18 protein-coding genes are annotated in these 22,053 nt (G+C 65.2%); 7 read left to right on the forward strand and 11 right to left on the reverse strand.

What is annotated here, in order from left to right; genetic code table 11:
- Position 1: 1 nt before the first annotated feature.
- From cobF to NX862_RS12025, 3 genes are all read left to right on the forward strand, one after another.
- Entirely contained in the window at positions 2–745 is a 744-nt protein-coding gene (cobF, locus tag NX862_RS12015; protein WP_264494145.1) for a precorrin-6A synthase (deacetylating), read from the forward strand.
- Positions 746–835: 90 nt separating this feature from the next.
- Positions 836–1,693: an MBL fold metallo-hydrolase gene (locus tag NX862_RS12020; protein ID WP_264494146.1), complete on the forward strand. Its 858-nt coding sequence runs from the start codon at positions 836–838 to the stop codon at positions 1,691–1,693.
- A gap of 46 nt (positions 1,694–1,739) precedes the next feature.
- Positions 1,740–3,029, forward strand: a complete 1,290-nt coding sequence (locus tag NX862_RS12025; RefSeq protein ID WP_264494147.1) for a glycosyltransferase family 61 protein — start codon at positions 1,740–1,742, stop codon at positions 3,027–3,029.
- On the opposite strand, the gene NX862_RS12030 is transcribed toward NX862_RS12025, so the two are convergent.
- From NX862_RS12030 to NX862_RS12080, 11 genes are all read right to left on the reverse strand, one after another.
- Positions 3,018–4,214, reverse strand: a complete 1,197-nt coding sequence (locus tag NX862_RS12030) for a glycosyltransferase family 61 protein (RefSeq protein ID WP_264494148.1) — start codon at positions 4,212–4,214, stop codon at positions 3,018–3,020. The genes NX862_RS12025 and NX862_RS12030 overlap by 12 nt on opposite strands.
- Positions 4,214–6,424: a glycosyltransferase family 2 protein gene (locus NX862_RS12035; protein WP_264494149.1), complete on the reverse strand. Its 2,211-nt coding sequence runs from the start codon at positions 6,422–6,424 to the stop codon at positions 4,214–4,216. Before NX862_RS12035 ends, NX862_RS12030 begins: the two co-directional genes overlap by 1 nt.
- A complete protein-coding gene (locus tag NX862_RS12040) occupies positions 6,424–7,455 on the reverse strand; it encodes a GSCFA domain-containing protein (protein WP_264494150.1) in 1,032 nt (343 codons plus the stop codon). Before NX862_RS12040 ends, NX862_RS12035 begins: the two co-directional genes overlap by 1 nt.
- A gap of 6 nt (positions 7,456–7,461) precedes the next feature.
- Positions 7,462–8,223, reverse strand: coding sequence for a hypothetical protein (locus tag NX862_RS12045; protein ID WP_264494151.1), 762 nt, complete (start codon positions 8,221–8,223; stop codon positions 7,462–7,464).
- Positions 8,220–9,146 (reverse strand): hypothetical protein, encoded by a 927-nt coding sequence (locus NX862_RS12050; protein ID WP_264494152.1) that lies wholly within the window; start codon positions 9,144–9,146, stop codon positions 8,220–8,222. Before NX862_RS12050 ends, NX862_RS12045 begins: the two co-directional genes overlap by 4 nt.
- Before the next feature lie 51 nt (positions 9,147–9,197).
- On the reverse strand, positions 9,198–10,409 hold the full coding sequence (locus NX862_RS12055) for an ABC transporter permease (RefSeq protein ID WP_264494153.1): 1,212 nt from the start codon (positions 10,407–10,409) through the stop codon (positions 9,198–9,200).
- Positions 10,399–11,091: an ABC transporter ATP-binding protein gene (locus NX862_RS12060; RefSeq protein ID WP_264494154.1), complete on the reverse strand. Its 693-nt coding sequence runs from the start codon at positions 11,089–11,091 to the stop codon at positions 10,399–10,401. Before NX862_RS12060 ends, NX862_RS12055 begins: the two co-directional genes overlap by 11 nt.
- Entirely contained in the window at positions 11,088–12,368 is a 1,281-nt protein-coding gene (locus tag NX862_RS12065) for an efflux RND transporter periplasmic adaptor subunit (protein WP_264494155.1), read from the reverse strand. The genes NX862_RS12060 and NX862_RS12065 overlap by 4 nt, the downstream gene beginning before the upstream one ends.
- Before the next feature lie 369 nt (positions 12,369–12,737).
- On the reverse strand, positions 12,738–13,646 hold the full coding sequence (gene tsf, locus NX862_RS12070; protein ID WP_264494156.1) for a translation elongation factor Ts: 909 nt from the start codon (positions 13,644–13,646) through the stop codon (positions 12,738–12,740).
- Between the two features lie 89 nt (positions 13,647–13,735).
- Positions 13,736–14,491, reverse strand: a complete 756-nt coding sequence (rpsB, locus tag NX862_RS12075; protein ID WP_264494157.1) for a 30S ribosomal protein S2 — start codon at positions 14,489–14,491, stop codon at positions 13,736–13,738.
- 176 nt (positions 14,492–14,667) lie between these two features.
- Positions 14,668–16,887: a hypothetical protein gene (locus tag NX862_RS12080; protein ID WP_264494158.1), complete on the reverse strand. Its 2,220-nt coding sequence runs from the start codon at positions 16,885–16,887 to the stop codon at positions 14,668–14,670.
- A 383-nt stretch (positions 16,888–17,270) separates the two neighbouring features.
- On the opposite strand from NX862_RS12080, the gene NX862_RS12085 reads away from it, so the two are divergent.
- The 4 genes from NX862_RS12085 to NX862_RS12100 all read left to right on the forward strand — a co-directional run bounded on the left by NX862_RS12085 (position 17,271) and on the right by NX862_RS12100 (position 21,867).
- The gene (locus tag NX862_RS12085; protein ID WP_264494159.1) at positions 17,271–19,313 is read left to right on the forward strand and encodes an ASKHA domain-containing protein; all 2,043 of its coding nucleotides are present in this window, start codon (positions 17,271–17,273) and stop codon (positions 19,311–19,313) included.
- A gap of 552 nt (positions 19,314–19,865) precedes the next feature.
- The gene (locus NX862_RS12090; RefSeq protein WP_264494160.1) at positions 19,866–20,402 is read left to right on the forward strand and encodes a sigma-70 family RNA polymerase sigma factor; all 537 of its coding nucleotides are present in this window, start codon (positions 19,866–19,868) and stop codon (positions 20,400–20,402) included.
- A complete protein-coding gene (locus tag NX862_RS12095; protein ID WP_264494161.1) occupies positions 20,399–21,034 on the forward strand; it encodes an anti-sigma factor in 636 nt (211 codons plus the stop codon). The genes NX862_RS12090 and NX862_RS12095 overlap by 4 nt, the downstream gene beginning before the upstream one ends.
- 281 nt (positions 21,035–21,315) lie before the next feature.
- A complete protein-coding gene (locus NX862_RS12100) occupies positions 21,316–21,867 on the forward strand; it encodes a fasciclin domain-containing protein (protein WP_413694569.1) in 552 nt (183 codons plus the stop codon).
- The last annotated feature ends 186 nt before the right edge of the window (positions 21,868–22,053 follow it).

The following is a 22,053-nucleotide window of genomic DNA, read 5'->3' on the forward strand; positions in this document are numbered from 1 at the left end:
AATGACTTACAGGCTGAACCTCATAGGGATTGGCACGGGAAATCCCGACCATGTGACCTTTCAGGCCGCCAAAGCGCTGAACAATGCCGACCTGATCCTGATCCCGCGCAAGGGGGACAGCAAGGCCGACCTCGCGGATCTGCGGCGGCAAATCCTGGCGCAGGTCCTGACGCGGGATGTCACCTTGGCCGAGTTCGACTATCCGGTCCGCGACGACAGCGGCGATTACGCCGAGGGCGTCAACGCCTGGCACGACGCATTGGCCGCGGTTTGGGCGGAAACCATAGCGCGCCATCCCGCGGCGCAAGAGGTCGCTCTTCTGGTCTGGGGCGATCCCTCGCTTTACGACAGCACCTTGCGCATCGCCGCACGCCTTGGCGCCGAGACGCGGGTGGTGCCGGGCCTGACCTCGATCCAGGTTCTGACGGCGGCCCATGGCATCACGCTGAACGAAATCGGCCGCGCGGTTGTCATCACGACGGGCCGCCAGCTGCGCGAAGCCTGGCCAGCGGGCGCTGATACCGCCGTCATCATGTTGGATGGCAAGTGCAGCTTTCAGCACCTTGATCCTAAAGGCATTTCCATTTGGTGGGGTGCCTATGTCGGCATGAAGGAAGAACTTCTGATCGCGGGTCCTTTGGCCGAAGTCGGCGCCCAGATCATTGAAACAAGGGCCAGGGCGCGGGCGGATCATGGCTGGATCATGGACATCTATCTGCTGCGCAAGGATCTTTTAATTACATAATACTGATTATACGACTCATGGAACGCCAGTCACCGTAAGGATTGTATTCACCCATTTCGGGTCTATATCTTGCTGTGACAGGAGAAAACCATGCCCCAGCCCGAGGTTCATTCTTTCTTCGACCCCGCCACCAATACGATCAGCCATATCGTCCGCGACCCCGATGGTCCGGCCTGCGCGATCATCGACTCGGTCATGGACCTTGACTATGCCGCCGGTCGCATCACCTCGGCCCATGCCGACGCACTGATCGGCTTCATTCGTGACCACGGCTGGCGGTTGGAGTGGCTGATCGAAACGCATGTCCACGCCGACCACCTCTCGGCCGCGCCCTATATCCAACAGCGGCTTGGCGGTCAGATCGGCATTGGCGCGCAAATCACCGTGGTTCAGGACGTTTTCGGCAAGATTTTCAACGAGGGAACCGAGTTTCAGCGCGACGGAAGCCAGTTTGACCGGCTTTTTGTCGAGGGCGACCGCTATCAGATTGGCGGGCTGGAGGCGCGGGTGATGCACACGCCGGGCCATACGCCCGCCTGCATGACCCATGTGATCGGCGACGCGGCCTTTGTGGGCGACACGCTGTTCATGCCCGACGGCGGCTCGGCGCGGGCGGATTTCCCCGGGGGTGATGCGGGTCAACTCTATGATTCCATGCAGAAAATCCTTGCCCTGCCCGACCAGACGCGGCTTTTCATGTGCCATGACTATGGCCCGAACGGCCGCGCCATCGCCTGGGAGACGACGGTGGCCGAACAGCGCGCGCAAAACATCCACCTGACCGGCGCGACGCGTGAGGCCTTTATCGCCATGCGCCAGGCCCGGGATGCGACGCTGGGGATGCCGCGGCTGATCATCCCTTCGTTGCAGGTGAACATGCGCGCGGGCGAGATTCCGACCGATGCTTCGGGGCGGCCAATGTTGAAAGTGCCGATCAACGGCTTGTAATCCTTGACCGATCTGCGCGATGATGGCGCAAAGGCGAGGGCGGTGAATGGGCAAGACCAAGGGCACGGATGCGACGAAATCCCCGGTGGCAGAGGGCGGTTGGTCGCATGGCCTGCGCGCGGTGCCGGGCGCGGTGATCGCCACCAGCACCCTGCCCGACCTTGTCCAGCCCGCCGGCGTCTTTGACGACACCGGCGCCTATGTCCATGAGGCCGTCTTGTGGCGCGGTCGCGCGTTGATGGTGCCGCCCGAAACCTGCCCTGAACCCGTCGAGACGATCCCGGGCCGCTGGCTTTGGGCGGGGGTTTTGCTTAATCATTTCGGGCACTTCCTGGTGGAATCGACGGGGCGGCTTTGGGGGATTGACGCGCTTCAGGGGCATCTGGACGGCGTGATCTTCATGTCGAAACGCGACGCCGAAGAAGAGGGCGAGGCGGTCGTTCTGTCCGCCTTTCACCAGCGTTTCATCGGGCTTTTGGGGATCGACCTGCCCTTTCGCGTCGTGACGCAGCCCACGCGCGTTGAATTGCTGGAGGTGCCGGGTCAGGGCTTTGGCATCGGCAATCTGTCGCCGGGGACTCCGGCTTTCCGCGCCTTTATGCAAAGCCGTTTTGCCAAGGATATCAAGGCCGAAGGGGCGGAAAAGCTGTATATCTCGCGCTCTGGGCTTTCGGCGGCGCGCGGTGGCGTGCTGGAGGAAGAGCAGATCGAACAGCTGCTGTCCGAGCATGGCTTTGACATTTTTCACCCGCAAAAGGCCCCGATCGAAGAGCAGATCGCCCGGTATAAGGCCGCGCGGCAGGTCGTCGCTTTGGACGGCTCGGCGCTGCATTTGATGGCGATGGTGGCGGGGCCGGATCAGGACATCGCGGTGATCAAGCGGCGCGATTCCGGCGCCTCGGACTCGATTCTGGCGCATCTGACGGCCTTTGCCGGCCGCAGGCCGCATGTGATCGACGTCATCAGCCAGGATTGGGTGCGCTCTGATCGCAAGCGGGCGGATCGCACCTCGGTCGGCGAACTTGATTTCGCCAAGCTTTCCAAAGAGTTGGCCGACCTTGGCTTTTTGCCAGCGGGGGCGACCCTGCCCAGCCTGACGCCCAAACAGGCGGAACGCGCCATGGTCAAGGTCGAACGCGAGCTGAAAAAGCGCAAGCTGACCTTCCGGCCGGTGCCGCGGGGGGTCGATCCGGCCTCGGTGCCGATCAAGGTCTTGCCGACCCGCGAAGAGCAACGCGCCGCCAAGCTTGCCCGCCGCGAACAGGCCGAAACCGCGCCGCGCAACGCCCGCCAGGCCGCGCGTCTGGCGCAGAAAAAGGACGGCTCAGAGCTTTGAGGCCGCCCGCGCCAGCCGCCGCGCCGGGACGATCTCTGTCGCCGGCGACTTGCCATCTGGCGCCATGGGCAGAAACTGCAAGCCCTTGCGCTGCAAGCCTTTTTGCAGGTCGGCGATAAAGGCCTCGGCCCGTCGCGGCGGCAGGCCCTGCAGCGCGGCGCCCTCTGGCAAGAAGCCCTGCCGCGTCAGAATCCGCCCAAGCCGTTGAAAATCCAGCTCGCCATACGAGAAGTTGTCGGCCTTTTTGCGATCCGACCGCATCCAATTGCGCCGGATCACATCGACAACCAGGGGCGGCTGGCCGGTGAAGCCCGTCAGATGGTCCACGATCCCCTGCGGCGCCGAGCCCGGGCGCCGCTTGATTACCGCCACGCGCTGATCCGCCCGCGCCACCAGCGCGAACAAATGCAGCGCCGACCCATCCAAGCTGACCACATGGGTGGCCGCCTTATAGGCCGCGATCTGCGCCTCCAACCCATGTTCCTGCGGATGGAACACCTTATAGCCCTGCCCCGCAAGGTCTTGTTCCAATTGATCTTCCCGGATGATCCCACCCAAGTCCGCCGCCAGTTTCGACCGCGAGAGATACAGCTTGGACGGCCCCTCTGCCGGGATATCCTTCGCAAAGCGCCCCTGCACAAAGGCGCGGAAATCGCGCGTCCCACCGATCAGCGGACCGATGCCAAACCCCTGCCCCGGCACCACCAGCTCTTGCACGCGCGTGGCCCGGGTCAGCAGCTTTACCGGCAAATCCACCTGCAAAAGCGACAGAAAATGTCGCTGCCAACCCGCCAATTCGGGCGAGGTCTCGGGTCGAAAGCCGCCTTCGGGGATGAAAAGGATCCCATCGACGCTTGAACGGTCCAAAGCCCAAAGCCGCCCCAGGCTTTCCATGATGAAATGGCCGAAATGGTCCATCCGCACGCCCGCCCAAAGCCAGCGGCCTGCCAGCGGCTCGACCGCCTCGGGAAAGGGCGGCGGGGTCATCAGCGCCCTGCCCCGCCAATGCACGCCCTGCGGCAGATAGCGGCCCTCGGCGTCAAAAATCCCTGACGGATGAACCAGATAGCCCTGGTTCACATGGTTGATCACGGCATCTTTCACAACCGAAAGACTGCCCGACCAGCCCCCAGCCGGATGCGGAGGGGTCAGCGGATCATCTGAGGGCGGAAGGTCGCGGGCCATCAGTGCTGCGCCTCGCCGGTGTCTTCGACGGTAAAGAAGAAATCTGGCGCCAGGCTGTCGGCCAAGGCGATTTCATCGGGGATGACATGGGGCCCGACAGAGAACACAGCCGAGCCGAAATGCGCCTGACGATGGGTCAAGTTGCGCATCCGCAGCCCCGTAAGCTCTTGATAAAACGCCATCTGATCCTCACGCGTTTTCAGCTCTGCGATCTTTTCCCGGTGCTTGGCGACCGAATGTTCATGCGCGGCCCGGATTTCGGGGTCGTCCAAAAGCCGCGCCATCTCGGCCTTTAGCCGCGGCAGCATCCGCATGATCGACCGGTCTTGGTCGACGTTATGCGACATGCGGAACCAGTAATTCTTGCCCTGGTCGCGGTCGGTGTGGTTCACCCGCCCCCGATCCCGCTTGACCAGAAAGCTTTCGACCGACCTTACAGCGTAATGGTTCAGCTGCACCCAATCATAGCCATAGGTCTCGGTCGTCGACCGCCAGCCGTTGCGCAGGGTCGACTTCGGCATCGGCTTGCCGGACCCATTGACCCAGTGGATCTTCTCCCAATGCTCCGGCTGCAGACCCTTGGGCCGATGCACGCCGAACTTGCGAAAGATGTCGATGCGGCGGAACAGCGTCTTGAAGCCCCAGGCCTGATGCGGCTTGCGGATCAGCTCTGGCGCGCAGCGGTCGAACTGGCCGATGATGGGCGCATCGACGTAATCCACCACGCCACTATCGCCAAAAAGCCGCCAGGTCATGGAGATCAGGTTGGCCCCCTCACAGGCGCGGTAAAGGTCGGCCAAGGTTCCTTCACCGATCTTTATGTCAATGAATTCATCGACATCCATGCAAACGGCCCAATCGGCATCCTGCACCACCGGTTCCGCCTCGCTGGCCTCCAGCGCGGTATATTGCGGGCTTTGCGCATCGCCCTTCTGCCACGGGTTCGCCCGATGCTGGCACAGCCCCTTGTCCTGCAAAAGCGTCAGGAAACTGTCCGTCCCATCGGTGCAATCGTTGGTATAGACGATGAACCCCTCCACCCCGATAACCCGGTGATAGGCGATCCATTCCAGCAGAAACGGCCCCTCGTTCTTCATGCAGGTGACGATCGTGGTCTTCAGCGCCTCGACCGGCTTGGCCTCGGTCGCCTTGATTTCGGTCGCCGGCGCGCGGACCGGGTCGTGACCCAGGGCGCGGGCAAGGTCCAACAACCCCGCGTCCTCGATGACCGAGGTCTTGGGCACCAGCTTGGATGTGGCCGCCCCCGGCACCCGCAAGGACATGGCGCGCCAGAAGGGCAAGGTCGGGGCCGCGTCGGTTTCGGCCACCCGGACCAGACGCCAAATCCGAGAAAGCCCGGCCACACGCGGGCAGACACACCAGCGACTTACACCGTAAGCGTTATCAAACTGCCGGACAATATGGTCGCCAAACGCAGCCTCCAGCCCGCCGCGCACCCGCCAGGGATAACAGGGCGTGCCATGCAACCGCACCACGCCCGCCTCTTGCACCAGGTCAAATGGGTTCGGCCCCAAAGGCAGAATATCGCAGGCATCCAGACAAGCCACCGCCCGCGCCTCGGCCAGAAAGCGCCACTTGGCGATCTCATAGACCAGGGCCTGCGCCAGATTGGACCGCCAGGGATCATGCGGGGGCGGCTCCATCCGCCCCTTGCCGGGCGCGGCCGGGGCCATATAAACCTCGGTCAGGCTGGGCTCATCCTTGCCCAAAGGCGGGGCCGACAGCAGCACGACTGTCATATCAATCTCCAAGGCTTTCAAGGCCTTGGACAGGGCTTGGTCAAACTTCGGATCGGGGTCCGGGGTGCGGTCATAGAACACCGCCCCCGTCACGCCAAAGGCCAGCGCGTGATGGGCCAGCCCCTCGGCCATCTGGGTCGCCGTCTCGGCCAGCCGTGAGCCAAGCACCACATTGCGCCCCGCCATTAGGTCCAGTTCGGCAGGCGAGGGGGCAATCTCCACCCTGCCCGCCTTCAGCGCCACATGGCCCTCACCGCGCCCCACCAGCATGACAGAGCCGCCGATCTCATGCGCCTCTTCCAGCACGACGGCGCCAAGCGCGGGCTTGGGGTCAAAGATTTCGGCCCGCGTGCCTGCGCCAAAAAACACGCGCAACCGGCCATCCGGGCCGCGCACGGCGTCCAGGACCGGGCCGCCTGAAGACAAATTTCGGCGCAGAACCGCAGCCATCAGCCCTTTTTCGCCTTCCGGTCCTCTTTGCGCGCGCGGCGTTCCTCCTCGCTGCGCTTGCGCGGTTTGTCGTCGGGCGCCTCGCCCAGATGGGCCGCGGTAAAGACCTCCATCACCCGGGCGACACCGGCTTCGGTGACTTGTCGGATGTTCGGTTCAAAGAACGACGCCCCCGCCCGGGTCGAGGTCACGATTTCATAGGACGGGAAATAATCGACCTCGGGGAAGTCTTCGTAAAGCTCTCCGGCGACCGCGCGCAGCACCGATTTCGACCAGGTCGAGGCGCTCAGGATATGTTGACCCGAGGCCGTCGCGGTCAAAGGCACCGGCGAGACCGTCAGCAGCACCCGCAGGTTCGGATTGATCGCCTTCAGCCGCGCCAAAGCCGCCACCAGATCGGCCCGCACCTCGGCGGCGCGGAAGTTCACGAAACCATGTGACGCAGGATCGAAGACCCCCGCCACGGTTCCCGGCGCCGTCGGATAGACCTGACCCGAGGCCTTGTGAACCCAGGCCTCGGTCAGGCCCAGGGTAAAGATGAAAACATCGGCCTCGGCGAAAACCCGTTTCACCGCAGACAGATGCAAGGCGCGGGCGTCACGCACGGCCTGGGCGGAGGCCAGCCCCTGCGGATCGACATTGGGCCGCAAGGCGTCGTGAAACCGGTCGCCCTTGGTCCAGATCGCGTCGAAATCACGCGGGCCGTCCCAGGCTTCCTCCATCAACTGCCGCAGCTGGCGGGTCGTATAGATGTTGCCGTAGCGCGCCGAATACATGCCATAGCCGTTTTCGCCGTGGCGTTCGGGCGCAAGGCTCGGCGGCGCGGGCTCGGCGTCCTGCACGTTGAACCCATTGGCCCGCAAGGCGCGGCCCACATGCTGGGCAAAGCAGGACCCCGCCGTGACGATGCGGTCCGACTTGGACAGGGCCCATTTCGGCCGGTAAAGATCAGCCCCCGGATAGGCGCCCTCGGCAAAGGTCCGCCAAAAGGCGCGGGCTTCAAGTCCTTGATAGGGAGACGTTTTCTCCATCTTTCCTCACATCGCCCGCAGTGCCGGAAGCACCAGGGGCCAAATCGCCTGGCCGAAATCGCCATTCATATGGGCGGCATCCGTGCCACCCCCCTCACCCGAGATCAGCCGCGAGGCGTCCTTGTTATAGGGCAACGCGGTCATGATCCCATGGGCCACGGTAGCCTCCGGCTGCGGCAGAAATTGGGCATGAGGCAGGCTGGCGGCCACAGTGGCCCGGAACATCGCGCCCAAAGCCGGACCGTCGCCCGCCGTGATCGCCGCGTCCCAGCCGTATTCGGGCGTGTCCTTCTGGCCCTTGCGGACCCATTCGGCCCAAAACGGCTCGGCCAGGGCCAGCACGCGGCGGCCCTGCAGATGCCCCGCCGTGACCCCCATCAAGGTATCGGCGTAACGTTCGGTCAGGAAGTCGCGGGCAAAACCGGGATGGACCAGGACCTTGCCAGCCGTCCCCTTCAGCCCCGCCCAAGCATGGGTCTTGTAAAACCGCAAGATCCGCTTGACCGAGACATTCAGCCCGATCAGGAAAAACGCGTCGTAATCGTCCAGCCGGATACGGTCCGTCCCGCCCATGGTGCGGAAATGTTCCGCGATATCCTTGCGTTTCGGGCTTAGGACCCCACTTTCCACCCGCACATGGCGCACCCCATCCGAGGGCGCGCCAAAGAAGGTGGGCCGCAGGTCCGGCGCCTGACCCGAGGCCTGCAGCGCATCCCAGCCGAGTTTCAGCGCGGCGATATGGGAATTGCCGATCACACAAATCCTCATTTGCGGAAGGCCTCCAGAAGTTCGTCCTCGCAGACCACTTTGGCGGATTTCGCATCGAGCTGCACGGCGCGTCCGGCCTCACGGGCCTTGCGGCGTTCCTTGCGGCGCTGACGCTTGTCATCGTCGGATTCCACTGGCGCCGCAGCCGGGCCGCCAAAGGCGTCGATGTCAAAGCCCTGCGCCAGATGGGCCAGCACCCGCGCCCCCTTGGCGCCATTCTTGACCGCCAAAAGCAGCGCGTCAAAGACCGGATCATGATGCACGCCCGGCACATCGGTCAGACCCGTCAGGTCACAAGGCGTATCAGACAAGGACGGCTGCAGCGTCACCTGCAAAACCAGCCCCGGATTGATGGCCCGCAGATGTTCAGACAGCGCCCGAAGATCGTCCCGCATCTCATTGACCGTAAACGTAACTTCGGAAAGCTTCACCCCCGTCGGCAAGATCACCCCCTTGGGCCGTGACCCAAAGACCGTGCCCGCGGCATCCACCATCGCCCTTGTCCGGCACAAGGGCAGGATCAGCCGGTCCACCGAACCCGCCAACCGCGCGACAGCCGCCAGATGGGCCAGACGGTAAGCCTCGATCAAGGCGCGGTCCATCGGCTCGGGGTCGACCTCGGGGCGCAGACCGTCGACGGCCAGGCTCCCGGCCTTCCAGATCCAGCCCTTGGGCATCCCGGCGGTGAAAAGCTGCAGACAGGCCCGCGGATGGCCCAACAGCCCCGCCCGCACCGAGGCGCGGCCGTAATGCCAGCGCGCGGCCACCTCGGCGGCCACGGTCTTGGGCGCGGGTTCCAGATCGGCGACCTCTGCCCCAGCCTCGCGCAGAACCTGCGCCACCGACCAAAGACCGTCACCGCCCAACACACCCAGCCGCGCTGGCTTGCCCGAGGCCTCGGGGCTTAGATCGTCCTCATCCATCGGGCACTCCTTTTGCCCAAGGATAGGGCCCAAGTGCCGGATTGGAAAGCCTTACTGGTGGCGCAGCGCCTCGATCGGGTCCAGCCGCGCCGCACGCCGCGCCGGGAAATAGCCGAAGACCACGCCGACCAGCGCCGAAAAGACAAAGGCCGCAACCGTGACCCGCCAATCGGGCGCAAAGCCCACATCCAGCGCAACAGACCCCGCCCAGCCCAGCCCCAGCCCCAAAACCACGCCCAAAAAGCCGCCGATCAACGACAGAACCACCGCCTCGACCAGGAATTGCATCAGCACCTGCCCCTCGGTCGCGCCAATCGCCATGCGGATGCCGATTTCGCGGGTGCGTTCCGTGACCGACACCAGCATGATGTTCATGATCCCGATCCCGCCCACCAGCAGCGAAATCCCCGCCACCGCCGACAGCAGCCCCGTCAAAGTGCCGGTGATCCCGGTCAGCATCGACGAAATCTGCTTCATGTCAAAGACGTTGAAGTCATCGGCCTTGTCATCGGTCAACCCGCGCCGCTCACGCATCAGGGCCTGGATCTTGGGCGTCACCGCTTCGGCCGCCAGCCCATCGGCAAAGGTCACGGAAATCGAAGAGACATTGCGGTTCCCCGAAATCCGCCGCTGAAACGCGGTCAAGGGCATGATCACCGTGTCATTGTCGTCCTGCCCAAAGGTCGAGGCCTCACGCCGCGTCAGCATCCCCACGACCTCGCAGGTGATCTTGCCGACGCGGATCTGGATGCCGACGGGATTTCCCTCTCCGATCAGGGCCTTGGCGGTCGTTGTTCCCAAAACGCAAACCGGCGTCCCGGCGCGCAATTCCTGTTCGGTGAACATCCGCCCCTGCGACAGCGTCCAGCCGCGCACCGGGAAATAGGCGTTGTCGGTGCCAGAAACCGTCACCGTCTGCGTCACATCGCCGTAAACCACGTTCTGCGTCCGCGTGGCCACCGGGGTGACGGCGACAAGGTCCGGGATCTCGGCCAAAAGCGCCTCGGCATCGGCGGCACTCAGGGGGGTGGCGTCATTCTGCCCGCCGCCGGGACCACGCCCCGGTTGCCCCGGCCGCAGCATCAAAAGGTTCGACCCCAGCGAGGCCACATCCGACTGCACCGCCGCCGTCGACCCCTGGCCCACCGTCACCATGGCAATGACCGAGGCCACGCCAATCACGATCCCCAGCACCGTCAGAAACGACCGCAGCTTGTTGCGCGCAACGGTCAAAAGCGCGAGCCGAAAGGTTTCAAACAGCATCTTGCCTCACATCGGATTGCAAACGGCCATCGACAAAGGTCGCCACCCTTGTCGCATAGGCCGCCATGTCGGGCTCATGCGTCACCATCAGCACGGTCATCCCCTCGTCACGGTTCAGTTGCCGCAGCAGCTCCATGATCTCGCGGGAGCGCGCCGAATCCAGGTTCCCCGTCGGCTCATCGGCCAGGATCAGTTGCGGCCGCGTCACGATGGCCCGCGCAATCGCCACGCGCTGTTGCTGACCGCCCGACAGCATCGAGGGCTGATGTTCGGCGCGGGAGCCCAGCCCGACCTTGTCCAATGCCTCCAACGCGCGGGCGCGGCGTTCGTCCGGCGCCACGCCCTGATAGACCAGCGGCAGTTCGACATTCTCCAGCGCCGTGGTGCGGGACAAGAGGTTAAAGCCCTGAAAGATAAAGCCCAGAAAGTTGCGCCGCAAAAGCGCCCGTTGATCGCGGTCCAGCCCGCCGACCTCTTGGCCCATCAGCAGATATTGCCCCGACGACGGCGTATCCAGACAGCCGATGATGTTCATCGTGGTGGATTTGCCCGACCCCGAAGGCCCCATGACGGCGATGAAATCCCCCTGTTCGACGGCGAAATCCACCTGATCCAAGGCGCGCACCTCGGCCTCGCCTGACCCATAGGTCTTTGATATGGCGTGAAATTCGATCATGCTCATGGGGTGGCCGTGGTTTGTGCCGTGACGATCTGTGCGCCCTCGGCCAAATCACCCTCCAGCACCTCGGTCAAGGCGCCATCGGTGACGCCGGTCTTGACCTGAACCTTGACCGGCGCGCCGTCTTGCAGGACGTAAAGGCTGCGAAAGCCCTCACGGTCGGGCTCGTTCGACACAGTGGTCCGACTGCCGCGGTTGGTCGAAGGCCCCGACGGCATGATCATCCCCAAAAGCCCCGAGGAACTGGCCGCCGCCGCCACCTGACGCGGCGGGGCGTAACGGAAGGCGGCATTCGGCACGGTCAACACGCCCGCCACCTCTTGCACCGTGATATCAGCCGAGGCCGTCATGCCAGGGCGAAGCCGCAGGTCGGAATTGTCGATGGACAGGATGGTCGGATAGGTCACGATGCCATCGACGGTCTGGGGCGCGTAATGCAGCTCTGTCACCTCGGCCGGAAAGCTTTCGCCCAGCCAGGCGTCGACGGTAAAGCTGGCCGGATTGCCCATCGCCACCTTGCCCACATCGGCCTCGTCGACATCGACCGACAATTGCATCTGCGCCAGATCATGTGCCAGGGTGAACAGAACCGCGGTCTCCGAGGCCGAGGCATTGACCGTCTGACCGACATCCACCGCCACCTCCAGAACCATTCCGTCGATGGGCGAGGTGATGACCGCCTTGGCCAAAGCGGTCTGCGACAACAGCACATTGGCTTCGGCCACCTGGACCTGGGCGCGGGCCTGGGCCAAGGCGGCCTCCGCCCGACGCGCGGTCGTGGCGGCGGTCGTCAGCTCGTCATCGGTGTTCAGCCCCTTGTCATGGATCTTTTGAACCCGCGCCAAAAGCACCTGCGCCGCCTCCAGCGCCGCTTCGGCATCCGTCACCTGCGCGGCCTGCGCGGCCAAAGTCGCCTTGTCGCGCGCAAGTTCCGCCTGCAGGCTGGAGGTGTCCAGCCGCGCCAGCACATCGCCAGTCTTGACGCGGTCATTCACCTTGACCTCGACCTTGGCAATCGTGCCGGAAATCAGCGAGGACACATCGACCTGTTCGATCGGCTCGACCGTGCCCACCGCCGTGACCTGAACCGTGATATCGCCCTGGGCCGCCTCGGCCGTGGTGTAACTCACCGCAGCCGTGGCCGTGGTGCCCGCGCCCCAATACCAGCCGCCCCCACCCAAGACGCCAACCCCCACCAAAGCCCAAAGCCACAACCGCCGCGGTCGCCGCTTTTTCCGGGTGATGGCCTGCAAAGTGGCTGCGTTGCTGTCGGTCGTCATGGTGTTGTCCTTATTGGGGCTACCTGCAATCTGGGGCAACCCGTCACCTGCTTCAACGCCAAGGCGCGGGATTTCCGTCGCGCGGCCGCACAAAGCAGAACCCGGGGTATACCCCGGGCTACGCAGATGACACCAGAGCCCCCAACCGGCCCCGATCCGGCCCCGATCCGTCACCGATCCGTCACTGTCCCAAACGCGGCCACAAAAACCCTGCCACCAAAACCCTGGCACCAAAACCCTGCAGCGCCTGGGCTTTCACATGTGTCCAAATACTCTCTTGGGCGGCGCGGATCGCCCCCCCAAAGCAAAAGGGCCGAGGGTTTCCCCCCGGCCCGCAATCGCAAAACTGAAATCGTTCCGCCCGGGGGCTTAGCCCTGGACCATCTTGGCCACTTCGGCCGCGAAGTCTTCTTCCTTCTTCTCGACGCCTTCGCCGACCATCACGCGGGCATAGCCGGTGATCTCGACGCCGGCTTCTTTGGCAGCCGCCTCGACCGTCAGGTCGGGGTTGATGACAAAGGCCTGGCCCAGAAGCGTGTTTTCCGACAGGAAGCGCTTCATGCGGCCCGGGATGATGTTGTTGTGAACAACCTGCTCGGGCTTCGGCTTGGACGAGGTCGCGTTCTCTTCCAGCGCCTTGGCGGTTTGCACGGCCAATTCACGCTCCACGACCACCGGGTCAAGGGTGGCTTCCGACAGCGACAGCGGATTGGTCGCCGCGATGTGCATGGCGAATTGCTTGCCGATCTCTTCGGCCTTGGCGGCATCGCCGTTCAGGGCCACCAGAACGCCGATCTTGCCCATGCCAGCCGAGGCCGCATTATGGACATAGGAAACCACCGTGGTGCCTTCCAGGATATGCATGCGGCGGAAGTTCAGGTTCTCGCCAATGCGGGCGATGGCTTCCTGGATCACTTCGTCGACCGACTTGCCGTTCAGATGCGCGGCCTTGCAGACCTCGACCGAAGTGCCAACCGTCAGGGCCACATTGGCGACGTCACGGACCAAGGCCTGGAAGTCGGCATTCTTGGCGACGAAGTCGGTTTCCGAGTTGATCTCGACGGCCACGCCACGGCCATTCGACACGGCAACGCCCACCAGACCTTCGGCAGCGACGCGGTCGGCCTTTTTGGCGGCTTTGGCCAGGCCCTTGGTGCGCAGCCAATCCACGGCGGCTTCCATGTCGCCATTGGATTCGGTCAGCGCCTTTTTGACATCCATCATGCCTGCGCCGGTCGATTCGCGCAGTTCCTTCACCATCGCAGCGGTGATCGTCATTTCAGACTCCAGTCCTTGAAAGGGTCAGGGGAGCCCATAAGCTCCCCCGGTTCCAATTTTGTGACAGCCTAAAGGCTATCGGCCCCAGATCAGGCTTCGACGGCTTCTTCAGCCGGCACTTCGTCGATCGCGCCCAGGTCGATGCCAGCCGCGCCCATTTGGGCGGTCATGCCGTCCAAAGCCGCACGGCTGATCAGGTCGCAATACAAAGCGATGGCGCGCGAGGCGTCGTCGTTGCCGGGGATGATGTAATCCACGCCCTTGGGCGAGCAGTTGGTGTCGACGATGCCGACGACCGGGATGCCCAGCTTCTTGGCTTCGGTGATGGCCAGCGACTCTTTACCCACGTCGATCACGAACAGCAGGTCCGGAACGCCGCCCATGTCGCGGATACCGCCCAGCGAAGCTTGCAGCTTGCCCTGGTCGCGTTCAAGGTTCAGACGCTCTTTCTTGGTCAGGCCTTCAGCGCCCGAAGCCAGGATTTCGTCGATCTGCTTCAGCCGGTTGATCGACAGCGAGATCGTCTTCCAGTTGGTCAGCGTGCCACCGAGCCAGCGGTGGTTCATGTAATACTGCGCGCACTTTTCAGCCGATTCCGAGATCGACTTTTGCGCCTGGCGCTTGGTGCCGACGAACAGGATGCGGCCGCCCTTGGCCACGGTGTCGCGGACAACCTTCAGCGCCTGGTCCAGCATCGGGACGGTCTGGGTCAGGTCAAGAATATGGATGCCATTGCGGTCGCCATAGATGAACTCGCCCATGCGGGGGTTCCAGCGTGCGGTCTGGTGGCCATAGTGAACGCCAGCTTCCAACAGCTGACGCATGGAGAACTCGGGAAGAGCCATGCTCGTATCCTTTCCGGTTTGAACCTTGGCTCGGGCGTCTCAGGGTTTCCCCCAACCGGTGGACCGCATGGGATTTCTCCCCATCCAGCCCCACCCGAACCTGTGAAGTGTGCGCCGCTTACCCCAAGCCCGCCCGCCTGGCAAGGGGCTGCGCAGGCCCTCACCAAAAAACCGCATCAAAACCGCCGCAAGAACTCCAGCGCGACGGGGGCCCAGGGCGCGCCATGTGCGGTGATCCAGCCGTCAAGCGCGCGGTTATAGGCCGGGTCCCACTGCGAGGCGATCCAGGCGCGGATTTCTGCCGAGGTGAAAGGATAGGCCGATCCGCCCGGCGTCAGGCGCAGGCTTGATCGCAGGTCCGGGTCAACCTCTGCCGTCTCCAGCAGCGCGTTCCAGGCCTTGTGGCCGCGCGCCATGATCCGCGCCTCCCACCCCTCGGGCAGCGCAAGGCGGGGGGCGGCAATGGCGTCGCGGCTTTGGATCATCGACCAGCGCAGATGAAAAAACGCGGCCTCGTCCGCCGTCACGTCGCCCTCGTCCGACAGGCGCTGCATCAGCGCGCAGCCCGGCGCCGGGATCGACAGGTTCTGCCGCGGCATGGGCGCAAGCTCTGGCAAGGTCCGCCCCGCCAGCCGCCCGATCCAGTCCCAAAGGTCGCAGGCGACATCCCCGCCCCTTAGCGCCTGGGGGGCAAAGATGCGCAGCCGCACCGCGCCGAACCGGTCACGCAGCCGCGCCACCATCGGCGCATGGGTCAGGTTGTGCAGCGGCACCGGGCGGCCAAAAGTCTTCAGCTCTTCCTGGAAATGCGAGGGGAACAGCGCAGGGTCAGGCCGCGCATAGGCCAGCACCTGAACCCGGGCGCCCTGTTCGGCGATCAGGTCCGACAGGCGCTGGCAGCCCGTGGCGGCATTGGCAAAGGCCAGGTGTTCGTCCGACAGGATCACCACACCGTCCGGGCCGTGGTTGCGGGCCTGGGCGATGGCGGCGACCACGGCGGATTCGATCCGGGCGGGCAAGGTCTCGGCCTCCCCCAGCGCGCCCAGGCGGCGGATCAGATGGGCTTCGCTTTCGGGCCGCATCGCCGCACGCCACAGCGCCCCCAGCGCCCAATGGCCCGGGATGCGGTCGCAGATCGGATCAGGGTCCAGCGCCGGATAGATCACGCCCCCCGCCGCGAGTTGCGCCCTTTGCCGCCCAAGCCCGGCCTGAACCGAGGACGACCCGGTCTTGGGCAGGCCCGCATGCAGGATGACCAGCGGCACGCTGGCCGCAACCAAAGGCGCCGCCAAGGGCACGGGGGTGGGCACAGGTTCCGCCAGCCGACGGATCAGCGCCACAAGACCCCTGCGGCCCTGGTCCGCCGCCCAATCCTCCAGCCGCCGCAGATAAGACGGGTCAGCCCCCGAGGCCACCCAGGCCTGGATCTCGGCGGCCGTGATCTCGTCCGCCTGGATCAAGTCCGGGCCAGGCACCTCGGGATAGGTCAACCGCGCCTTGACCTCGGGCGGATGGGCGCTTTGGGCCACCACCGCGTTCCAAGCCCGGCCACCCTTGGCAATGATCCGCGCCCGCCAGCCCTGAGGCAGGGTCAGGTTTGGGGCCGCCAGGGCCGGGACGCTGTCCATCATGGCGCTGCGCAGGGTGGCAAACTCGCCCTGGGTCACTTGCCCCCCCCGGCTCAGCTCTTGCAACAGCGCGCAGCCTGCCGCCGGGATCGACTGGTTGACCCGCGCCATGGGTGCCAGCGCCGGAAGCGGCCGCCCGGCGACCTCGGCCACCCAGGCCTGGAAATCGCTCACGACATCGCCGCCCACCCAAGCCTCGCGCGCGGCGATCCGCAGCCGCAGCCGCGTGCCGAACAGGGCGCGCAGTTCGGCAACCTTGGGCGCATGGGACCGGACGCGCTGGTCCAGGGCGCGGCCGAAGACCTTCAGGTGCTGCTGGACCAAAGAGGGGAACAGCTCGACGTCCGGCCTTGCATAGGCCAGCACCTGCAGATCGGCGCCCAGCTGTTCCAGCACCGCCGCAAGGCGCCGCAGCCCCAGGCCGTCGCGGGCATTGATCAGGTTCTCATCCGACAAAAGCACAAAGCCACCTGAGCCATGCGCCTTTGCGCGCGCCACCGCCTCGGCCAGGCGCGCACGCACGACCTGTTCCAGCTGTTCGGGCGGGCCCAGGTCCGACAGGCGGCGCAGCATGGGCGCATTTTCGCCCGGGTCCATCTCGGCCCGCCACAGGATGCCAAGCGCCCAATGGCCGGGAATACGGCTGACGCCGAAATCGGGGTAAAAGACGCCATGATCGGCCAGAAGGTCCCGTTGTGCCGCAAGCCCCGCCTGGATCGAGGACGAGCCCGTCTTGCCCAGGCCCGCATGAAGGATCACCAAAACCATCTGCCATCCCCCAGGTCCAAAGGCCGCCAAACCATGCCACCGCACGCAGACCCGGTCAACCAAGCGCCCCGGATGCGGCATTGGGGCGGTCCGCTGACGGAAAGACCGCACCCCGAACACAAGGTCAACCAGACACCCGAACGCGGGATTGGGGGTCTGGGGGAAAGGGCCCGCCGGCCCTTTCCCCCAGCTTTCCTGCCCAAGCAGGGAGGGGTCAGGGGAGGGGGGCACCCCCTCCCCTGCTTGCTCCAAAGGCGGGCAAGGGGCGCAAGCCCCGCGGACCTGCCGCAGGATATGCCGCTTGCCGACGCTTGAGAGGCGGTTTCCGACCTTGCCCCCGCGCCCCTTCCGGCTAAAACCGCCTTGAAGACGAGGAGAGCGCGATGAAAGACCTGGCCGAAGCAAAGACCCAAGATGCATTGGTGATTTTCACCCCCTCGGGCAAGAGGGGCCGTTTCGCCTTGGGAACGCCGATCCTGACCGCGGCGCGTCAGCTTGGCGTCGATCTCGACTCGGTCTGTGGCGGGCGGGGGATTTGCTCCAAGTGCCAGATCCAGCCCTCCTATGGCGAATTCCCGAAATTCGGCGTCACGGTCGAGGACGGCGCGCTGACCGAATGGAACGAGGTCGAGGCGCGGTATAAGCGCATCCGCGGCATGATCGACGGGCGGCGGCTGGGCTGCCAGGCCAAGGTTCAGGGCGATGTCATCGTCGATGTGCCGCCCGAATCCCAGGTCCACAAGCAGGTGATCCGCAAGGCGGCCTCGGACCGAGTGATCGAGATGGACCCCGCCACGCGGCTTTTGTTCATCGAGGTCGATGAGCCCGACATGCACGAACCCACCGGCGACTTTGAACGTGTCGTGCGCGCGCTGGCCGACCAATGGCAGGTTCAGGGCGTGACGGCCGACCTGCATCTTCTGCGCCGCCTGCAACCCGCCTTGCGCAAGGGCGAGTGGAAGATCACCGTCGCCCTGCACAAGGGCAACCACGACAGCGACCACCGCATCCTGGACCTGTGGCCGGGGTTCCATGAGGGCCCGATCCTGGGGCTGGCCATCGACCTTGGCTCGACCACCATCGCGGCGCATCTGTGCGACCTGACCGATGGGCGGGTGCTGAACTCTGCAGGGGTGATGAACCCGCAAATCCGCTTTGGCGAAGACCTGATGAGCCGGGTGTCCTATGCGATGATGAACCCCGGCGGCGATGTCGAGATGACCGCGGCGGTGCGCGCCGCCATCGACGCGCTGGCGCGGACGATCTGCGAAGAGGCCCAGGTGGCGACCGCGTCGATCTATGAGCTGGTCTTTGTCTGCAACCCGGTCATGCATCACCTGTTGATGGGGATTGACCCGGTCGAACTGGGACAGGCGCCCTTTGCCCTGGCCACCTCGGGGTCGATGGCCTTTCCGGCGCGTGACCTGGACCTGACGCAGGTCAATGCCTCGGCCCGGGTCTATGTGCTGCCCTGCATCGCGGGCCATGTGGGCGCCGATTGCGCCGCCGTGGCCCTGGCCGAAGAGCCGCAACATTCCGACGACATGGTCCTGATCGTCGATGTCGGCACCAATGCGGAAATCCTGCTGGGCAACAAGACCAAGGTGCTGGCCTGTTCGTCACCCACGGGTCCGGCGTTCGAGGGCGCGCAGATATCCAGCGGCCAACGCGCCGCACCCGGGGCCATCGAGCGGATCACCATCGACCCCGTGACCAAGGAACCCCGCTTCCGCGTGATCGGGTCCGACCTGTGGAGCGACGAACCAGGCTTTGCCGAGGCAGTGGGCGCCACCGGCGTCACGGGCATCTGCGGGTCGGGCATCATCGAGGCCGTGGCCGAAATGCGCATCGCGGGCCTTGTGGATCAAAGCGGGCTGATCGGCGGCCCGGACCAGACCGGCACGGCAAGATGTGAGGCCGAGGGCCGGACCCATGCCTATCTGATCCATGACGGCACAGCGACCGGCGGCCCGCGCATCACCGTGACGCAAGGCGACATCCGCGCAATCCAGCTGGCCAAGGCCGCGCTTTATGCCGGCGCAAGGCTGTTGATGGACGAGATGGGCGTGACGACGGTGGACCGCGTGGTGCTGGCCGGAGCCTTCGGCGCCCATATCTCGCCGCGTCATGCGATGGTGCTGGGGATGATCCCGGATTGTGACCTGCCCAAGGTGATCTCGGCCGGCAATGCGGCAGGCACCGGGGCGCGGATCGCCCTGTGCAACCGCGCCGCCCGCGACACGATCGAAGCGGTGGTCCACGAGATCCACAAGGTCGAAACCGCCATCGAGCCGCGTTTTCAGGAACATTTCGTCAATGCCTCGGCCATCCCCAACGCGGTCGATGCCTTCCCCCATCTGGATGCCCTGCCCGATGTGAGCTTCAACACCAATTCCGGAGGCGAAGGCCGCCGCCGCCGCAGGTAATCCCCCCAAGTCGGGGGGGGCGCCGGGGTGGTGGCGTCAGGTGGTGGCCCCGCTTGTTGGCGTCCAAAAAGCCGGGCTTGGGGGCATCGAGCCCCCGCGCCCGGCTGCTGCCGCAGGTCAGACCGACAGGACCTGCGCGCAAGTCACCGGCATCAGAAGCGTCCAGTCCCTTGGGACAAAGGTCGACCTGCCACAACCGCCCCCCCCTTCACACGCGCCCAACTACGCCCGCCAGAGGCTCTGGCCTGACCGCCCACCAAGCGCAGCCCAGCCCCAATCCCCCCTTTCATACTGACCCAAATATTCCCGCCGGAGGCTCCGACAGCCCCCACGAACCCTCCCCTCCCGGCCCCAACCCGCCCTGTCAGCTTGCCCCCAATATCCCCACCTTGGGCGCAGATCCGCCCGCAGAGCCTCCGGCGGGAATATTTGGGTCAGTATGAAACTGCAAAGCCCCGCACCGGGGCAGCCTTCGGGCTTGACCTGCCGGCCGGCCACGCTACCCTCGCCCTCAGAACACCGGAGTGCGCGTGCCCAAGACCCTGATCCCCCATGGCTGATGAGCTGACCGACCTCCTTTTGCGGGTGGCAGCGCAGGACCGCACCGCCTTTCGCGCGCTTTATTCTGCTTGCGCGCCGAAACTCATGGGGGTTCTGATCCGTATGCTGGGAAACAGGTCCCAGGCGGAGGATGCCTTGCAAGAGGTCTTTACACGGGTTTGGCTGCGCGCCGGACGCTTTGACCCCGAAAGGGGCGCGGCTCTTGGCTGGATGATCGCCATTGCGCGCAACCATGCCATCGACCGCATCCGCATGCGCCATGACACGACCTCGGATGACCTTGTGATGAACGCCCTGCCCGATCCCGCCCCGCGGGCCGAACACCGGCTTCAGGCCCAGGGCGAGGCGCGGCGCATCACCGATTGCTTTGACACGCTGGAGGCCGACCGCGCCCGGGCGATCCGCGGCGCCTATCTGGACGGCCTGTCCTATCAGGACCTGGCGCAGCGCCATGATGTCCCCCTGAACACGATGCGGACCTGGCTGCGGCGCGGTCTGATGGCGCTACGGGAGTGCATGGAGCAATGAGGCCCGAGGACGATCTTCTGGCGGCGGAATATGTGCTGGGCACGCTGTCCTTGCAGGAACGCGCCACGGCCGAGGCCCGCCTGCGCGAGCCCGATTTCGCGGCCATGGTCGCGGAATGGGAGACCCGGCTTTCCGGGCTGAATGCGGCATATGACACGGCGCCGGCCCCCGACCTGATGCCCCGCATCGAGGCGCGGCTTTTCCCGGCGCCGGTCAAGGCCTCGCGCTGGCAGGGTTTGCGGCTGTGGGGCGCCTCGGCGCTGGCGGCGGTGGCGGTGGTGGCTTACCTTGGCCTGTCGCCCTTGCCGCAGCTGTCGGCGCAGATCCTGGCCGAGGGCGGCGCGCTGGAATATGACGCGGCGCTGAGTGCCGGGCGCCTGACGGTGGCCTTGCGCAGCGGGACGCTGCCGGGGCCGGATCAGGCGCATGAGCTGTGGTTGATCCAGGGCGAGGCGCCGCCGGTGTCGCTGGGGCTTTTGGGCGAAACGACGGTCGTGACGCTGGCCGCGCTGAACCTGCAGGCCGTGCAGGAAGGCGCCGTGCTGGCCGTGTCGCTGGAGCCTGCGGGCGGCTCGCCCACCGGGCAGCCGACGGGGCCGGTCCTGGCGCTGGGCAAACTGGCCAAGGGCTAGGGCGCGGCTCTGTGCCGCTTGCCCTGGCGCTGCTTCTGATCCCCTGTTTCTGCGAGTGACCGGCCCGAAGCGCGCGGCCGGCCCTGGCGTTGTGCCTGACAAACGAGCCAGACCGTCAAACATCACCTTGGCCGATCAGATTTTTTCTCTCTGTATTTCAATACATTGCAACAAATTCATCCCGTCTTTCGAAAAATTCGCCCCCGGTCTGAAACTTATCCGCCCCCTGCCCCGTTTCCCTATCAGAGCGTCGGGACAGACCCGCCGCCGATGACATGGAGATGACGATGATGAAATCCCTTCTGGCCGCTTCGATCCTGGCTCTGACCGCTTCGGGCGCTTTTGCCGAAAACCCCATGGTGGGTGGCGCTGCGATGTATGACACCAAGAACATCGTTGAAAACGCGATCAACTCGGCCGACCACACCACGCTCGTCGCCGCCGTCAAGGCCGCGGGCCTGGTCGAGACCCTGCAAGGCGCCGGCCCCTTCACCGTCTTTGCGCCGACCAATGACGCCTTCGCCAAACTGCCCGCCGGCACCGTGGAAAACCTGCTGAAGCCGGAAAACAAGGACAGCCTGATCAAGGTCCTGACCTGCCATGTCGTGGGCGCCAAGGCCATGGCCGAGACCGTTCAGGGCATGATCCAGGCCGATGGCGGCAAGCATGTCATCGAGACCCTGGGCGGCTGCAAGATCACGGCCGAGAATGACATGGGCACCATCGTGCTGACCGATGAAAACGGCGGCAAGGCTCATGTGACCATCGCCGATGTCGTGCAGTCGAACGGCGTGATCCACGTCATCGACGCGGTGATCCTGCCGAAGATGTAAGACGGCGCGGGCTCCCGGGCCCAAGCCCTCGGGCGTGATGTGACGAGTGGTCCGGGCGGGGCAAAGGCCGCCCGGATGGTCTTGGGGGTTCCGCGGCAGCGGGGTCAGGCCCCCGGGGCTTTTGCGCAGGTCGGAGTTCCCGTCCCCCGGGCTCCGGCCTGTTTGCATTGGCGGCCTGTCGGGCGC

This window comes from Stagnihabitans lacustris (assembly GCF_025950525.1).
GTDB lineage: Bacteria > Pseudomonadota > Alphaproteobacteria > Rhodobacterales > Rhodobacteraceae > Stagnihabitans.

Excerpts from the sequence above, each read along its gene's own strand:
- NX862_RS12065 (WP_264494155.1), bottom strand. The coding sequence starts at position 12,368 with ATGACGACCGACAGCAACGCAGCCACTTTGCAGGCCATCACCCGGAAA.
- NX862_RS12055 (WP_264494153.1), bottom strand. The coding sequence starts at position 10,409 with ATGCTGTTTGAAACCTTTCGGCTCGCGCTTTTGACCGTTGCGCGCAAC.
- tsf (WP_264494156.1), bottom strand. The coding sequence starts at position 13,646 with ATGACGATCACCGCTGCGATGGTGAAGGAACTGCGCGAATCGACCGGC.
- NX862_RS12020 (WP_264494146.1), top strand. The coding sequence starts at position 836 with ATGCCCCAGCCCGAGGTTCATTCTTTCTTCGACCCCGCCACCAATACG.
- NX862_RS12085 (WP_264494159.1), top strand. The coding sequence starts at position 17,271 with ATGAAAGACCTGGCCGAAGCAAAGACCCAAGATGCATTGGTGATTTTC.
- NX862_RS12025 (WP_264494147.1), top strand. The coding sequence starts at position 1,740 with ATGGGCAAGACCAAGGGCACGGATGCGACGAAATCCCCGGTGGCAGAG.
- NX862_RS12095 (WP_264494161.1), top strand. The coding sequence starts at position 20,399 with ATGAGGCCCGAGGACGATCTTCTGGCGGCGGAATATGTGCTGGGCACG.
- NX862_RS12050 (WP_264494152.1), bottom strand. The coding sequence starts at position 9,146 with ATGGATGAGGACGATCTAAGCCCCGAGGCCTCGGGCAAGCCAGCGCGG.
- NX862_RS12035 (WP_264494149.1), bottom strand. The coding sequence starts at position 6,424 with ATGGCTGCGGTTCTGCGCCGAAATTTGTCTTCAGGCGGCCCGGTCCTG.
- NX862_RS12100 (WP_413694569.1), top strand. The coding sequence starts at position 21,316 with ATGACGATGATGAAATCCCTTCTGGCCGCTTCGATCCTGGCTCTGACC.
- NX862_RS12090 (WP_264494160.1), top strand. The coding sequence starts at position 19,866 with ATGGCTGATGAGCTGACCGACCTCCTTTTGCGGGTGGCAGCGCAGGAC.
- NX862_RS12040 (WP_264494150.1), bottom strand. The coding sequence starts at position 7,455 with ATGGAGAAAACGTCTCCCTATCAAGGACTTGAAGCCCGCGCCTTTTGG.
- rpsB (WP_264494157.1), bottom strand. The coding sequence starts at position 14,491 with ATGGCTCTTCCCGAGTTCTCCATGCGTCAGCTGTTGGAAGCTGGCGTT.
- NX862_RS12080 (WP_264494158.1), bottom strand. The coding sequence starts at position 16,887 with ATGGTTTTGGTGATCCTTCATGCGGGCCTGGGCAAGACGGGCTCGTCC.
- NX862_RS12060 (WP_264494154.1), bottom strand. The coding sequence starts at position 11,091 with ATGAGCATGATCGAATTTCACGCCATATCAAAGACCTATGGGTCAGGC.
- NX862_RS12045 (WP_264494151.1), bottom strand. The coding sequence starts at position 8,223 with ATGAGGATTTGTGTGATCGGCAATTCCCATATCGCCGCGCTGAAACTC.
- cobF (WP_264494145.1), top strand. The coding sequence starts at position 2 with ATGACTTACAGGCTGAACCTCATAGGGATTGGCACGGGAAATCCCGAC.
- NX862_RS12030 (WP_264494148.1), bottom strand. The coding sequence starts at position 4,214 with ATGGCCCGCGACCTTCCGCCCTCAGATGATCCGCTGACCCCTCCGCAT.